A 14467-nucleotide genomic window follows, 5' to 3' on the forward strand; every position below is an offset into this window, starting at 1 on the left:
CGGTTGAGGGCGAAGGCCGCCCGGTGCGAGGCGGCTCAGCCCGCGCGGAGGGACATCGTCATCGCCTCGACCGCGAGGAGCGGGGCCACGTTGCGGTCCAGGGCATCGCGGCAGGCGATGATCGCCTCGATCCGGCGCAGGGTCCGCTCCGGTCCGGACGCGCGGGCGATCCGGTCCAGGTCGGGCCGTATCTCCTCGTTCGCGATCGCCAGCGAGGAGCCGAGCTGGAGGGCCAGCACGTCCCGGTAGAAGCCGGTGAGGTCGGTCAGCGCGAGGTCGAGCGTGTCGCGCTGGGTACGGGTGCGACGACGCTTCTGCCGGTCCTCGAGCTCCTTCATCACGCCGGCCGTGCCGCGCGGCATCCGGCCGCCGGTGCCGGCCCCGGCGCCGAGCGCGGCCCTCAGGTCCTCGGTCTCCTTGGTGTCGACCTCCTCCGCGACCTGCTTGGCGTCCTCGGCGGCGGCGTCGACCAGCTCCTGGGCGGCCTTGAGGCAGCCGCCCACGTCGTCGATGCGGAGCGGGAGCTTCAGCACGGCGGCGCGGCGGGCCCGGGCGGCCTCATCCTGCGCGAGCCGACGGGCCCGGCCGATGTGGCCCTGGGTCGCGCGCGCGGCGGCCGCGGCCACGGCGGGCTCGATGCCGTCGCGCCGGACCAGTACGTCGGCGACGGCGGAGACGGGCGGGGTACGGAGGGTCAGGTGACGGCAGCGGGAGCGGATGGTGGGCAGCACATCCTCGAGGGAGGGCGCGCACAGCAGCCACACGGTCCGCGGAGCGGGCTCCTCCACGGCCTTGAGGAGCACGTTGCCCGCGCCCTCGGTCAGCCGGTCGGCATCCTCGAGGACGATGACCTGCCAGCGGCCCACGGCCGGGGAGAGCTGCGCCCGGCGGACCAGCTCGCGGGTCTCCTTCACGCCGATGGACAGCAGATCGGTACGGACGATCTCCACATCGGCGTGCGTGCCGACCACCGTGGTGTGGCAGCCGTCGCAGAACCCGCAGCCCGGCTCGCCCCCGAGGGCGCGGTCGGGGCTGGTGCACTGCAGGGCGGCCGCGAAGGCCCGGGCTGCGGTGGACCGCCCGGAGCCGGGTGGCCCGGTGAACAGCCAGGCGTGGGTCATCTTGGACGCGGCGGGCGGCGGCGTCCCGGCCTCGACGGCGGTGACCAGGGCGTCGGCGTCACGGGCGGCGGCGGCCAGCTGCGACTGCACCCGCTCCTGTCCCACCAGGTCGTCCCATACGGGCATCCCGCCCACCGCCTTTCACCGGCCGTCTTCCCTTGGCCGTCCGTGCCGCTCGTCCTGCTCGTGCCCGCCCCCAGTGTGGCGTGCGCCACTGACAATCCCCGTCAGCGGCGGCGGCGCGGACCGCCCTCTTCGTCCTCGTCGTCCCGGCGCGGGCCCAGCAGCTCGTCCGCCAGGGTCGGCAGATCGTCCAGCGGGGTCTCCTCGGCCCAGGCGGGCCGCGGCCGGCTCGGCCGCGCCGGCCGACTCGGCTGACTCTGCGCGCTCGGGCCGCCGTCGTCGCCGAGGAGCGGGAGCTCGCGGGTCACGTCGTCGCCGGAATCCCGGAAGATGCCCGGCGGCACCCGGTCGGCCGGGCTCTCCTCCGGTCGCCGGGCCGTGGGCCGCGTGGCGGAGCGGGCCTGGCCTGCCGGAGCCTGACCGGCCGGCGGACTCGTACGGGACGGGCGTACGGGCGGCAGGACCGCCGTCTCGTCGGCCGGGCCGGCCGCCGGGACGGCAGGCAGCACCGAGGTCTCCGCCGCCGGGTCGATCTTCGGCACGGGGACCGTCTGGGTCACGTCGTCCGGCTGGACGACCCGCTTGACCAGCGGGGTCTCCACCGTCACGGCGTCGTCCGGGAGCGGCTCCTTGGTCATCGCCACCTTGGGGGCGGGCGCCGCAGCAGGAACAGCCGGCGCAGGGGCCGGGGCAGGGGCCGGCGCAGGCGCAGGTGCCGGAGCCGGGGAAGGCGCCGGGGCCGGAGCCACGGCAGGGGCCGAAGCCACGGCAGGGGCCGAAGCCGCCGCCGAAGCCGCCGCCGCGGACTGGGCAGCCGCCGCGGCCGCCGAGGCCTCCGCCAGCCGGCGCGCCTCCTCGGCCCTGAGCAGGGCCTCCTCGGCACGCCGCTGCTTCTCCAGCCGCCGCTCCTCGGCCTCGGCACGCAGCCGGGCCTCTTCCTCTGCCTGCTTGCGCAGCCGTTCGCGCTCCGCCGCGCGGGCCTTCTCCTCGGCCTCCACGCGCAGCCGCTCGGCCTCGGCCCGGGCGCGGGCCTCCTCCTCGGCGCGCAGCCGCTCCTCCTCCGCCCTGCGGGCGGCCTCGGCCTCGGCCTTGATCCGGGCAGCTTCGGCCTCGGCCTTCAGGCGGGCTTCCTCCTCGGCCCGGAGCCGCTCCTCCTCCGCCTTGCGCGCCGCCTCTTCCTCGGCCCTGCGCCGGGCGTCCTCCTCGGCCTTGCGCCGGGCCTCGGCCTGGGCCGCGACCTCGGCCTCCGAGAGCGGAAGCATCCGGTCCAGGCGGTGGCGTACGACGGTGGTCACGGACTCCGGGTCCTGGCCGGCGTCGACCACCAGGTAGCGCCCGGGGTCGGCCGCGGCCAGCGTCAGGAAGCCGGCCCGCACCCGCTGGTGGAATTCGGCCGGCTCCGACTCCAGCCGGTCCGGGGCCTCGGTGAACCGCTCGCGCGCCGCCTCCGGCGACACGTCGAGCAGCACGGTCAGGTTGGGGACGAGCCCGTCGGTGGCCCAGCGCGAGATCCGGGCGATCTCGGTCGGGGACAGGTCACGCCCTGCGCCCTGATAGGCCACCGAGGAGTCGATGTAGCGGTCGGAGATGACGACCGCACCGCGCTCCAGGGCGGGCCGGACGACGGTGTCCACGTGCTCCGCGCGGTCTGCGGCGTACAGCAGCGCCTCGGCGCGGTTCGACAGCCCGGCCGAGGAGACGTCGAGCAGGATCGAGCGGAGCCTCTTGCCGACCGGGGTGGCCCCCGGCTCGCGGGTCACGACGACCTCGTGGCCCTTGCCCCGTATCCAGTCGGCCAGCGCCTCGACCTGGGTCGACTTGCCGGCGCCGTCGCCGCCCTCCAGGGCGATGAAGAACCCGGCGTCGGACGCGGACTGCACCGGCTCCCCGCCGCGCAGCGCCTCGCGCAGGTCGCGGCGCAGCGGTACGCCGCTGCGGTCGTCGGCCTTGGCGAGCACCACCACGCCGACGGGCAGCAGCAGGGCGCCGACCAGCATCAGGGTGAAGGCGGCCCCGCCGTGCGCGAAGACGACGTCCCCGCCGGCCAGCCGGTGCGGGCCGATCCCCGCGGCCAGGACCGGGGCGAGGACGGCGCCGACGCCCACGGCCACCCGTACGACGGCCTGCAGGTGCTCGGTGACCCGGGCCCGGCGGAACTCCTCGGTTTCCTGGTCCAGCAGGGTGTGCCCGGTGTTGGCGGCCACGCCCGCGGCGGTGCCGGCGAGCAGCGACAGGAACAGCACGGTCGCCGTGTCCGGGACCAGCCCGGTCAGCAGCAGCGCGAGCCCCGCCACCGCGATGGCCAGGGCCAGCAGCCGGCGCCGGGAGAGCGCGGGCAGCACCTTGCCGGCCTGGGTGGCGCGAATGCCGGCGGCGGTACCGCCGAGCAGGGCCAGGACGAGCAGGGCGAAGGTAGCGGGGCCGCCGCCCAGGTCGAAGGCCTGCAGGACGGCCACGGCGGCGGCGCTGGACACGGCTCCGGCGACGGCGGCGCAGGCCAGCACGAGCAGCGGAATGGCCCCCGTCCGGCCCTTCTCCGGGCGGTCCCCCGCCTTGGGGGCCCGCAGGCCCTCCAGCGGGGAGCGCGGGCGCGGGGTCTTCGCCGCGGGCAGCACCAGCGGGAGCAGCAGCGAGACGGACGCCGCGAAGAGGCCGGAGGCCACGTACGAGCCGAGGGCGGCCTGGTTCTCGGCGAACCAGTCCACGCCGAGGCCGAGGGCCTTGCCGACGAGGGTCGCGGCGAGCAGCACGGCGGCGGCGACGGGCATCGCGGCGAAGGACGTCCGCAGGGTCAGCCGGCGCAGCGCGTCGAGGTGGTCCGGCAGCGGGCGTACGGTCGCCCCCTCCGGCGGCGGCGAGGGCAGCAGGGCGGGAGCCGCGCTGTCCTTGGCCAGGGTCCACAGCCGCTCGGCGACGCCGGAGACGAAAACGGTGGCCAGCAGCGCGGTCAGCGCGTGGGCCGGGATCCAGTCGAGCCAGAGCGGGGCGACGACGAACAGGCCGAGCCGGACCCCGTCGGCGCCGACCATCGTCCAGCGGCGGTCCAGCTTGCCGCCGGCCTCCTTCGGGGCGAGGAGCTTGGCCAGCGGTCCGAGCAGTACGGCGCCGAAGAGCAGGGTGGCGAGGATCCGGACCGCGAAGACGGCGGCGACGGCGAGGGCCCAGCCCTGGTAGCCGCCGCCGAAGGTCTCCTCGGAGACCGCCGCCTGGAAGGCCAGCAGCACCAGCACCAGCAGGGCGAGGGCATCGCCGATGCCGCTCACCAGCTGGGCGCTCCACAGCCGGCGCAGCCTGGGGGTGCGCAGCAGTGCGCGCACCGCACGCTCGCGGGAATCCGCGGCGAGGGCTTCGTCGTAGGTGGGGTTCGCGGGGGCGGTCACGACCGTTGGCTGCTCGGCTCGCGTCATCCGCCCAGCCTATCCGCTGCGCTTGGCGGGTGCGGAGCCCTGTGGACAACCATCCGGTGTGACCCCGGCCCCACTGTCGCCGCCCCGGCCGGGGGGCCTACGGCGCCTCGTCCCGCGCCGGGAGGGACCGGGCTTCGCCCGCCCGCCCGCTGCGCCGAACGGACAGGGCCCGCGCTGTACGCGCGGGCCCTGTCCGTTTGCAGCCGGAGGCTAGTCGTCCGACGGCGCAGGGGCGGTCGCGGCCGTCTTCTTCGTCGCCGTCTTCTTGGCCACGGTCTTCTTCGCGACGGCCTTCTTCGCCGTCGTCGTCTTCTTCGCCGCAGCCGTCTTCGTCGCCGTGGCCTTCTTCGCCGGCGCCTTCTTGGCCGGGGCCTTCTTCGCCGTCTTCTTCGCCGGGCCCTTCGCCCGCTTCTCCGCGAGCAGCTCGTAGCCCCGCTCCGGCGTGATCGTCTCGACGTCGTCGTCCCGCCGCAGCGTCGCGTTCGTCTCGCCGTCCGTCACGTACGGCCCGAAGCGGCCGTCCTTGACCACGACCGGCTTCTCGCTGACCGGGTCCGTGCCCAGCTCCTTCAGCGGCGGCTTGGCCGCGGCCCGCCCGCGCTGCTTGGGCTGCGCGTAGATCGCGAGGGCCTCGTCCAGCGTGATCGAGAACAGCTGGTCCTCGGTCTCCAGCGACCGCGAGTCCGTGCCCTTCTTCAGGTACGGGCCGTAGCGGCCGTTCTGGGCCGTGATCTCCACGCCCTCCGCGTCCGCGCCCACGACCCGGGGCAGGGACATCAGCTTGAGCGCGTCGTCCAGCGTGACCGTGTCCAGGCTCATCGACTTGAACAGCGAAGCCGTCCGCGGCTTCACCGCGTTCTTGCCCGTCTTCGGCGTGCCCTCGGGCAGGATCTCCGTCACGTACGGCCCGTAGCGGCCGTCCTTCGCGACGATCTCGTTCCCGCTCACCGGGTCCTTGCCCAGCTCGAACTCGCCGCTCGGCTTCGCGAACAGCTCCTCCGCGTACCCGACCGTCAGCTCGTCCGGCGCCAGGTCCTCCGGCACGTCGGCCCGCTGGTGGCCCTCCGCGTCCTTCTCGCCGCGCTCCACGTACGGCCCGTAGCGGCCGACGCGCAGCACGATGCCCTCGCCGACCGGGAAGGAGGAGATCTCCCGGGCGTCGATCGCGCCGAGGTCCGTGACCAGCTCCTTCAGGCCGCCGAGGTGGTCGCCGTCGGCCGGTACGACCTCCGACGCGTCCTCGGAGCCGAAGTAGAACCGCTTCAGCCACGGCACGGACTGGGCCTCGCCCCGCGCGATGCGGTCGAGGTCGTCCTCCATCTTGGCCGTGAAGTCGTAGTCGACGAGCCGGCCGAAGTGCGTCTCCAGCAGGTTCACCACGGCGAACGACAGGAAGGACGGCACGAGTGCCGTGCCCTTCTTGAAGACGTACCCGCGGTCCAGGATCGTGCCGATGATCGACGCGTACGTCGACGGGCGGCCGATCTCCCGCTCCTCGAGCTCCTTGACCAGCGACGCCTCGGTGTAGCGGGCCGGCGGCTTGGTCGAGTGGCCGTCCGCCGTGATCTCCTCGGCCGACAGCGCGTCGCCCTCCGCGACCTGCGGAAGCCGCTTCTCGCGGTCGTCGAGCTCGGCGTTCGGGTCGTCCGCGCCCTCGACGTACGCCTTCATGAACCCGTGGAAGGTGATCGTCTTGCCGGACGCGGTGAACTCGGCGTCCCGGCCGTCCGACGCCCGGCCGCCGATCTTGACGGTGACCGAGTTGCCGACCGCGTCCTTCATCTGGGAGGCGACGGTCCGCTTCCAGATCAGCTCGTACAGGCGGAACTGGTCGCCGGTCAGGCCCGTCTCGGCCGGGGTGCGGAAACGATCACCCGAAGGGCGAATCGCCTCGTGCGCCTCCTGCGCGTTCTTGACCTTGCCGGCGTAGACGCGCGGCTTCTCGGGCAGGTAGTCGGCCCCGTAGAGCTGCGTGACCTGCGCCCGCGCCGCCGACACCGCGGTGTCGGAGAGCGTGGTGGAGTCCGTACGCATGTAGGTGATGAAGCCGTTCTCGTACAGCTTCTGCGCCACCTGCATCGTCGCCTTCGCACCGAAGCCGAGCTTGCGCGAGGCCTCCTGCTGGAGCGTCGTCGTACGGAACGGGGCGTACGGGGAGCGGCGGTACGGCTTGGACTCGACCGACCGGACGGCGAACGAGGTGTCCGCCAGCGCGGCGGCGAGCGCCCGGGCGCCCGCCTCGTCGAGGTGCAGGACCTCGCTCTTGAGCTGCCCGTTCGAGCCGAAGTCGCGGCCCTGGGCCACGCGCTTGCCGTCCACCGTGTTCAGGCGGGCGACCAGGGTCGACGGGTCGGACGCGTCACCGGCGCGGCCGGTGGAGAAGGTCCCGGTCAGGTCCCAGTACTCGGCGGAGCGGAAGGCGATGCGCTCGCGCTCCCGCTCGACGACGAGGCGGGTGGCGACGGACTGCACGCGGCCGGCCGACAGCCGCGGCATGACCTTCTTCCACAGGACCGGCGAGACCTCGTAGCCGTAGAGGCGGTCGAGGATGCGGCGGGTCTCCTGGGCGTCGACCATGCGCTGGTTCAGCTCGCGCGGGTTGGCCACGGCGTCGCGGATCGCGTCCTTGGTGATCTCGTGGAAGACCATCCGGTGGACGGGGACCTTGGGCTTGAGGACTTCCTGCAGGTGCCACGCGATGGCTTCGCCCTCGCGGTCCTCATCGGTGGCGAGGAAGAGTTCGTCGGACTCGGCGAGCAGTTCCTTGAGCTTGCGGACCTGCGCCTTCTTGTCCGCATTCACGACGTAGATGGGCTGGAAGTCGTGCTCGACGTCCACGCCGAGGCGGCGGACCTCGCCCGTGTACTTGTCGGGGACCTCGGCGGCCCCGTTCGGGAGGTCGCGAATGTGCCCGACGCTCGCCTCGACGACGTATCCCGGGCCGAGGTAGCCCTTGATCGTCTTCGCCTTGGCAGGGGACTCGACGATGACGAGTCGGCGGCCGCCCTTTGCGGTCTCGCTAGTCGGGGACAACTTGGCTCTTCTCTCCGGTCGGCACTCGGTCGCGGTACGGCGACGCTGCGGAGTGTGACGGTACAACCCGCCCCCGTGTCAAACGGCAGAAGCCCGCAACGGCCACTCGAACGGTAACCCGACAAGTGCCATTTCTGCCGCCCGGATACCGCGCCGGACCCGTCGCGATCACCGGGCCGAGTGGCCAGGGGGCCGTCTGGCCCCGCCCCCGCACCCTGTCTGACGTCCTGTTTCCGACGAGGATCCGGGCCGGTCGGCGCATCGGCGATCCGCCGGTGATCGGCCTGTCGCCAGGCCCGTGATCAGAGCCGCGAGAGGCACCACGCGCCGAGCGCCAGGGACGCCCCGGACGCGAGCAGCGCCAGCGGTACGGCGACGACGGGGCGCACACCCTCGGCCACCGGCGTGCGGCGCAGGGCGCGCGCCCCCGTCCAGCCCAGCAGAGCGGCCCCGAAGAGCAGGAACACGGTCGCCGCGAAGATCGCCGGACCGCTCTCCATGCCGTTCCCCCCTTACCCTCGGGCCGCTCTCGGGGTCCCGGAGGGACACTCCGGATCCCGCCGGCCGGCCGCTGCCCGTCACCGTGCGCGGGAGCCTGCCAGCCGAGGGGGAACGGCAGGCGAACCCCGGGTTACACCACAGATCCGGCCACGGCCGGGCCGCCGCCGACGGGGCCGCGGCAGCGCCGCCGGGAGGGGTGCCGGGAGGGCCCGGTCAGCTGTCCGCCGGCTCCAGGAATCCCTGCTCGACCAGCATCCGGATGGATCCCGGAGTCCGGTCCCGCAGGACGACGGGATCCTCCTGAACCAGGTGTGCGATCGCGTCCAGGATCCGGCCCGCCGTGAGTGAGCCGTCGCACACTCCGGCGAAGCCCGCCCCCACCGTGTCGACCTTGGTCGCGCGCCGCATCCCGCGGTTCTGCCGCAGCACCACGTGCTCCGGGTCCTCCGCGCCGGGCGCGCCGACCTGCTCCTGGACGACCTCGGCCGCCAGCACGAAGCGGGCCTCCAGCAGGGCCGCGTCGTCGTGGTCCCGCAGGTAGTCCTGCCGCGCGAAGTGGGCCACCACTGCGTCGCCGAGCGGCTGCTCCACCGAGTGCGGCCACTCCTCGACCACGATCGACGGCTCCGCCGCGTCGCTGCGCCGCAGCGTGATCCAGCCGAAGCCGACGGCCTTGGTCTTGCGGGCCTCGAACTCGTCCAGCCAGTCCTCGTACCGGCGCGCGTACTCGGCGGGGTCGGTGCGGTGGTCGCCCGCGTCGCGCAGCCACAGCTCCGCGTACTGCGTGACGTCCTGCACGTCGCGCTGCACGATCCACGCGTCGCAGCCGCGCGGCACCCAGGCGCGGACCCGGTCGTGCCAGTCCTCGCCCTCCACGTGCTGCCAGTTGCCGAGGAACTGCGCGTACCCGCCCGGATTGAGGTGCGCCCCGGCCTCCTCGACGAGGGTCCGGCACAGGTCGTCGCCGCCCATCCCGCCGTCGCGGTACGTCAGCCGGGCACCGGGAGAGATCACGAACGGCGGATTCGAGACGATCAGGTCGTACGTGGCCTCGCCGACCGGAGCGAACAGCGACCCGAGGAGCAGCTCGGCCTCCTGGGCGCCGGACAGCGCCAGGGTCAGCCGGGTGAACTCCAGGGCCCGGGGGTTGACGTCGGTCGCGGTGACCCGGGTCGCGTGCTGGGCGGCGTGCAGGGCCTGGATGCCGGATCCGGTGCCGAGATCGAGGGCGGTGGCGACCGGGGTGCGGACGGTGATCCCGGCCAGGGTGGTGGAGGCCCCGCCGACGCCGAGGACCACACCCTCCTCGCGGCTGCCGATCCCGCCGGCCCCGCCGACGGCGCAGCCGAGGTCGGAGACGATGAACCAGTCCTCGCCGTCGGGGCCGCCGTACGGGCGCACGTCGACGGTGGCGTGCACCACATCGCCCTCCCGGCGCAGCCAGCCGCCGGCCAGCGCCGCTTCGACGGGCAGCGCCTCGGCGGCGTTCACGTACGGCTCCGGCTGCTGGAGCAGGAACAGCCGGACCAGGCTCGCGAGCGGGCCTTCACCGCGGCCGCGGGTGGCGCGCAGGGCAGGGACCGTCTCACTGCGGGCCAGCGCGGCGTAGGCGGGGGCGCCGAGCAGGTCGAGCAGTCCGTCGGCGGTGAAACCGGCGGCGAGCAGGGCCGTGCGGAGCTCGGCGGCGCGGTCGGGCGAGGGAAGGCTGGTGGTACTCACCGGTCCATTGTGTCGGCTGGCGCCGCAGATGGCTGCCCCGCGGGGCCGGTGGCCAGGCTGCTGCCTGCACCACGCGGCCGGCGGCCCGGCACGGAGCAGGGCGGCCGGGTTCCTCGAACCCGGCCGCCCCGGACTGCGTACCGCTGCGTCCGCCGGCAACGGCGGCCGTCGGCTACCTCACTTCGCCGACGGCGACGGCGCCGCGACCTGGCAGCCCTTCTGACTGTTCATCGCCTTGTCCAGACCGCCGGACTTGAGCGTGTTGAGCGCGTCCTTGCCGCCCTTGGTGGCCGCCTCGAGTCCGCCGGCCACCTCCTTGAGGCCCGCGGCGAACTTGGTCTGGTCCTGCGGGTCCAGGCTGTCCATCTTCGTCTTCAGGTCGGCATAGCCCTTGGACGTCTCCTCGAAGCCCTTGATCGCCGCGGCCTGGGTCGTCTGGCCGTCCTTGACCGGCGGAACTCCCGCTCCCTGCAGGGCGGTCCCCATCGCCTTGTACGACTCGGACATCGACCCGAACGCCGCCGAGTCGGTCGTCTTCACCTCGTCGGGCTTGCTGCCCTCGGTGGCCACGCGCTTGATGTCGGTGTTGGCGGTCTCGATCTTCTTCAGCTCGGGCTGCCACTTGTCGCAGACCTTCTTGGCCCAGGCACCGGCCTTGTTGTCCGTCTCATCGCCGCCGCAGCCGGACAGCACGAGCATCAGTACCGCACCGCCGGACACCGCGGCCGCAAACTTCTTGTTCACCGGATTGGTCCCTTCGAAGGTCTCGGCCGGAAGATACACGTCCGTCATCCGGGCACGCAGAACGGCGGACAGACGGCGCGTCAGTCCGCGCCGCCTGTCCGCCGTTCGGGCGTATCTTCGGTTCTTCGGGCCGGTCGGCCCTCCGGTTGCTCCGAGGGTCGCCCCTCGAATCACCCGTCGGGTCAGGAGACCACCGCGGGATCGGCCTGCTGGGCCACCCGCTCCGCGGGCTCCGAGCCGTCGCCCTCGTCGCCGACGGCGATGCCGCGGCGCTTGGAGACGTACACCGCGCCGACGATGACGGCGATGGCGATGGCGGCGACGATCGCGCGCACGATCGCGCTCGTGTCGGCGCCGTAGCTGAACTGCACGACCGCCGGGGCGATCAGCAGCGCCACCAGGTTCATGACCTTGAGCAGCGGGTTGATCGCGGGACCAGCGGTGTCCTTGAACGGGTCGCCGACCGTGTCGCCGATGACGGTCGCGGCGTGGGCCTCACTGCCCTTGCCGCCGTGGTGGCCGTCCTCGACGAGCTTCTTGGCGTTGTCCCACGCGCCACCGGAGTTGGCGAGGAAGACGGCCATCAGGGTGCCGGTGCCGATGGCGCCCGCCAGGAACGAGCCGAGCGCGCCGACGCCGAGCGAGAAGCCGACGGCGATCGGGGTGAGGACGGCGAGCAGGCCGGGCGTGGCGAGCTCGCGCAGCGCGTCCTTGGTGCAGATGTCCACCACGCGCCCGTACTCGGGCTTCTCGGTGTAGTCCATGATCCCGGGGTGCTCGCGGAACTGGCGGCGCACCTCGTAGACGACGGCGCCCGCGGAGCGGGAGACGGCGTTGATGGCGAGGCCGGAGAACAGGAACACGACCGCCGCGCCCAGGATCAGGCCGACCAGGTTGTTGGGCTGGGCGATGTCCAGGCTGAGGTTCATCTCCCCGGCCTTGGCGCCGACCTGCTTGACCGCGGTGGCGATGGCGTCGTTGTACGAGCCGAACAGCGCGGCCGCGGCGAGCACGGCGGTGGCGATCGCGATGCCCTTGGTGATGGCCTTGGTGGTGTTGCCGACGGCGTCCAGGTCGGTCAGGACCTGCGCACCGGCGCCCTCGACGTCGCCGGACATCTCGGCGATGCCCTGGGCGTTGTCGGAGACGGGCCCGAAGGTGTCCATGGCGACGATGACGCCGACGGTGGTGAGCAGGCCGGTGCCGGCCAGGGCCACCGCGAAGAGCGCCAGCATGATCGACGTACCGCCGAGCAGGAACGCCCCGTAGACGCCGAGGCCGATGAGCAGCGCCGTGTAGACGGCGGACTCCAGGCCGACCGAGATGCCGGCGAGGACGACGGTGGCCGCGCCGGTCAGGGACGACTTGCCGATGTCCCGGACGGGACGGCGGTTGGTCTCGGTGAAGTAGCCGGTCAGCTGCTGGATCAGGGCCGCGAGCACGATGCCGATGGCGACGGCGACGAGGGCCAGGACGCGCGGGTCGCCGGAGTGGTTGGAGATCGCGGCGTCCTCGACGCCGATGAGCTCCTTGTAGGTGGCCGGCAGGTACGCGAAGACGGCGATCGCGACCAGCACCAGAGAGATCACGGCGGAGACGAAGAAGCCGCGGTTGATGGCGGTCATTCCGCTGCGGTCGGAGCGGCGCGGGGACACCGCGAAGATGCCGATCATGGCCGTGATGACGCCGATCGCGGGGACGATCAGCGGGAACGCGAGGCCGAGGTCGCCGAAGGCGACCTTGCCGAGGATGAGCGCGGCCACGAGGGTGACGGCGTACGACTCGAAGAGGTCGGCCGCCATCCCGGCGCAGTCGCCGACGTTGTCGCCCACATTGTCGGCGATGGTCGCGGCATTGCGCGGATCGTCCTCCGGAATGCCCTGCTCGACCTTGCCGACCAGGTCGGCGCCGACGTCGGCGGCCTTGGTGAAGATGCCGCCGCCGACGCGCATGAACATCGCGATCAGGGCGGCGCCGAGGCCGAAGCCCTCCAGGACCTTGGGGGCGTCGGCGGCGTAGACCAGGACGACGCAGGAGGCGCCGAGCAGGCCGAGGCCGACGGTGAACATGCCGACGACGCCACCGGTGCGGAAGGCGATCTTCATCGCCTTGTGGGACACCTCGGTCAGGTCCTTGGCGGGCTCGCCCTCGGCGGGGGTGGCCTCGCGGGCCGCGGCGGCGACGCGGACGTTGGCGCGGACCGCCAGCCGCATGCCGATGTAGCCGGTGGCCGCCGAGAAGATGGCGCCCACGAGGAAGAAGGCGGAACGTCCCGCCCGCTGGGTCCAGTCGTCGGCGGGCAGCAGGAAGAGCAGGAAGAACACGACGACCGCGAAGATCGCGAGGGTGCGCAGCTGCCGGCCGAGGTAGGCGTTGGCGCCTTCCTGGACCGCTGCGGCGATTTTCTTCATGCTGTCGGTGCCCTCGTCCGCGGCGAGGACCTGGCGGACCAGGATCTGCGCGACGACGAGTGCGGCAAGTGCCACGGCAGCGATCACCATCACGATGAGCCGATTGTCATCGGTGAGTACTGCGGCTGCCAGATCGGAGTTTCCGACCGGCGCGTTGGGGGTGAAGAGCCCCGTCATTCGTCCTCCTTGACGTGATGAGCTCAAGATGTGGACGGATTGTAGGGAGCTCTCCCCGATCAAAACAGTGCGCGGGAAACGGAATTGGCCTGCTCTTGCTCCTCAGCAATAGATCGCGTCACTCCATTACCCCCCGAAAGAGGTAATGGGGCAAAGGCATTGACGCCCGGTCATTGATCTAGGAAAGGCCGTGGGGGTATGAAAAAAGGCCCTGCTCAGCAGGGCCTTGATTAAGATCGGAATAATCTCCGCACCGACTGCGGCCACGGGACCGCAGCGCGACGGGACCGCCGTGGGACCGGGCTACGGAAGATCGGACGTGGCGGACACCGGCCAGCTCATCCGGATGGTCCCGCCCGATTCCCCGCTCGTCACCTCGACGTCGTCGACGAGCCCGCTGATGACCGCGAGACCCATCTCGTCCTCGGTGTCGGTGTCCGGGTCCAGGGCGGCGTCGAGGCCGGGAACGGCGCCCGTAGGGCCGCCGGCCGGTCCGGGCACCTCGTCGCCGACCTCGATGGAGAACAGCTTCTCCTCCTCGGTCAGGACCACCCGGACGGGCGCAGTGAGCCCGTTGCTGACATGCAGACCGACGGCGCGCGAGCAGGCCTCGCCCACGGCGAGGCGGACCTCGTCGAGCACGGCTTCGTCCACGCCGGCCCGCCGTGCCACGGCGGCCGCGACCAGGCGGGCCGTCCGGACGTGTTCGGGCTGGGCGCTGAAGCGCAGTTCAACGATGGCCATGCGCGTCCCCCTCGGACTACGGGCGTGCCTTACAGGGGCCCGGACCGCTTCGGCCCGCGCCCCCGCTCCTGTTCGGCTCCCTCCGCGGCGCCCTGCGGCGCCACGGACGGTGAGCCGTCAGTCGGTGGCGGCGACGGCGTCTTCCACCGTCGTGTGAATCGGGAACACCTTGGTCAGACCGGTGATGCGGAAGATCTTCAGGATGCGCTCCTGGTTGCACACCAGACGCAGCGAGCCCTCGTGCGCACGGACGCGCTTGAGACCTCCCACGAGCACACCAAGGCCGGTGGAGTCGAGGAAGTCCACTCGCTCCATGTCGACAACCAGGTGGTAGCTGCCGTCGTTCACCAACTCGACCAACTGCTCGCGCAGCTTGGGCGCGGTATACACATCAATCTCGCCACCGACCTCCACGACCGTGCGGTCGCCGACAGTGCGAGTCGACAGGGACAGGTCCACGGATCCTCCAGCACCTTGCTATCGAGCG

9 protein-coding genes are annotated in these 14467 nt (G+C 72.7%); all 9 read right to left on the reverse strand.

Going from position 1 to position 14467, the window contains the following annotated elements; genetic code table 11:
• Positions 1-35 precede the first annotated feature (35 nt).
• The 9 genes from ACZ5WG_RS08265 to bldG all read right to left on the reverse strand — a co-directional run bounded on the left by ACZ5WG_RS08265 (position 36) and on the right by bldG (position 14439).
• A complete protein-coding gene (locus ACZ5WG_RS08265; protein WP_468721589.1) occupies positions 36-1247 on the reverse strand; it encodes a DNA polymerase III subunit delta' in 1212 nt (403 codons plus the stop codon).
• A gap of 101 nt (positions 1248-1348) precedes the next feature.
• Complete coding sequence (gene tmk / locus ACZ5WG_RS08270) at positions 1349-4651, reverse strand: dTMP kinase (protein ID WP_468721590.1); 3303 nt, start codon at positions 4649-4651, stop codon at positions 1349-1351.
• A 210-nt stretch (positions 4652-4861) separates the two neighbouring features.
• Positions 4862-7684 carry a type I DNA topoisomerase gene (topA, locus tag ACZ5WG_RS08275; RefSeq protein ID WP_468721592.1) on the reverse strand — a complete coding sequence of 941 codons (2823 nt, stop codon included), beginning with the start codon at positions 7682-7684 and terminating at the stop codon, positions 4862-4864.
• A 302-nt stretch (positions 7685-7986) separates the two neighbouring features.
• Positions 7987-8184 (reverse strand): hypothetical protein, encoded by a 198-nt coding sequence (locus tag ACZ5WG_RS08280; RefSeq protein WP_468721593.1) that lies wholly within the window; start codon positions 8182-8184, stop codon positions 7987-7989.
• 214 nt (positions 8185-8398) lie between these two features.
• Positions 8399-9904: a DUF7059 domain-containing protein gene (locus ACZ5WG_RS08285; protein WP_468721595.1), complete on the reverse strand. Its 1506-nt coding sequence runs from the start codon at positions 9902-9904 to the stop codon at positions 8399-8401.
• Positions 9905-10081: 177 nt separating this feature from the next.
• Positions 10082-10696, reverse strand: a complete 615-nt coding sequence (locus ACZ5WG_RS08290; RefSeq protein ID WP_468721597.1) for a small secreted protein — start codon at positions 10694-10696, stop codon at positions 10082-10084.
• Between the two features lie 134 nt (positions 10697-10830).
• Positions 10831-13236, reverse strand: coding sequence for a sodium-translocating pyrophosphatase (locus ACZ5WG_RS08295; protein WP_468721599.1), 2406 nt, complete (start codon positions 13234-13236; stop codon positions 10831-10833).
• Between the two features lie 303 nt (positions 13237-13539).
• Complete coding sequence (locus tag ACZ5WG_RS08300; protein ID WP_468721601.1) at positions 13540-13980, reverse strand: ATP-binding protein; 441 nt, start codon at positions 13978-13980, stop codon at positions 13540-13542.
• 117 nt (positions 13981-14097) lie between these two features.
• A complete protein-coding gene (gene bldG / locus ACZ5WG_RS08305; RefSeq protein ID WP_030152678.1) occupies positions 14098-14439 on the reverse strand; it encodes an anti-sigma factor antagonist BldG in 342 nt (113 codons plus the stop codon).
• Positions 14440-14467: the final 28 nt, after the last annotated feature.

Source organism: Streptomyces sp. NPDC032745 (assembly GCF_055579465.1).